At 56.8% G+C, this 1375-nt stretch carries 1 protein-coding gene; it reads left to right on the top strand.

Annotation, left to right across the window (positions count from 1 at the left end):
• The first annotated feature begins 204 nt into the window (after positions 1-204).
• Positions 205-1095, top strand: coding sequence for a LysR substrate-binding domain-containing protein (locus OP498_RS18345; protein WP_280554794.1), 891 nt, complete (start codon positions 205-207; stop codon positions 1093-1095).
• Positions 1096-1375 lie beyond the last annotated feature (280 nt).

Genomic DNA, 1375 nt, shown 5'->3' with positions numbered 1-1375 from the left:
AGAGCTACCGGAAACGCGCCTATCAACGTCAATTACAGGGAGGAAAGACCGGGTCGTCAGACTGACGACAACACCCCCACCCAACCGGCCATTTTAATTGTCGCCGACCGGTCAAAGTAGTTGACGTCACATACGATAGGGAAGACTTGGGCTTTGGGGTCACGGATTCAGGTTATTTATTTACTCACGTGGAGCCTAGAAGCCATGTACCATTTCGACTTTGTAACCCTGAGGCTTGTTGTCACCATCGCAAGAGAAGGGAGCTTGACTGCAGCTGCAGAGCGTGAACATCTGGCCCTGGCTGCTGTCAGCAAGCGGGTAAGCGATCTAGAACTGCAACTCAGTACCAAGCTTCTCTATCGGCGATCCCGCGGTGTTGAGCTGACCCCAGCCGGCCATTCCTTCCTGCACCATGCCCGCCGCATTCTTGAGGATTTTTCTCGCCTGGAAGCAGAACTAAGCGAGTACGGTGAGGGGGCGCGCGGTCACGTTCGCATTCATTCCAATACCTCGGCGATCATCGCCTTTCTTCCCCAAGACCTTAGCGCCTTTGTAGAGAGATACCCTCAGATCAAACTTGACATCCAGGAGCGGACCAGCGACGAGGCCATTGCTGCGGTACGGGATGGGGTCGCCGATCTAGGAATATTTGCCGGGCATGTCGGCGCCGACGGCCTAGAGGTGGTGCCCTATCGCAACGACCAGCTAGTGCTGGTGACCCCTGAGTCTCACCCATTGTCTAACCGAGAACGTCTTTTCCTTCACGAAGCCACTGAGCACGATTTCATCGGGCTACAGCAAGACACCTCGCTTCAGTCACTGCTACAAGAACACGCGAGTAAGGCCGGCCGCCCCCTGCGTATGTGCATCCAGGTGCGCAGCTTCGACGCCATCTGCCGCATGATCCACCACGGCATGGGGATCGGGGTGCTCCCCCGGCATACGCTCTACCGTGACCTCCACGACCTTCGATTAAAGTTGATTCCGTTAGCCGACGACTGGGCACTCAGAGAAACGGTCATAGGTATGCGAAGTTACGAGTCTCTTCCCGTGGTAGCACGCCACCTGATCGATCACCTGATTATAGAGCGATAATCAGGATGAGAGTCACGCGACAATCTAGATGAGAAGTAAGCGGCCATTCCGGCGCGTCATTTCTTGAAGCCGCCTGACCCCCTACGCTACCCCCGTCATCCAACGACGGGGAGTCAGTTCCGATGCCTGCAAGACGCAACAAACGCCACTCAGCCGAGCAGTGGCAAGCCTGGATCGAGGAGCAAGCCAGCAGCGGGCTGTCACAGCAGGTGTTCTGTGAACAGAAGGGGCTGGCCAAGAGTTCCTTCCGGCTCTGGAAGCGTCGCCTGGGGCTGACGCC

Origin of the sequence: Halomonas sp. 25-S5 (genome assembly GCF_029889845.1) — a bacterium.
Lineage (GTDB): Bacteria > Pseudomonadota > Gammaproteobacteria > Pseudomonadales > Halomonadaceae > Halomonas.
This window is presented reverse-complemented; position numbering and strand designations above follow the sequence as displayed.

Coding starts and splice junctions, on each gene's coding strand:
- OP498_RS18345 (WP_280554794.1), top strand. CDS start 205: ATGTACCATTTCGACTTTGTAACCCTGAGGCTTGTTGTCACCATCGCA.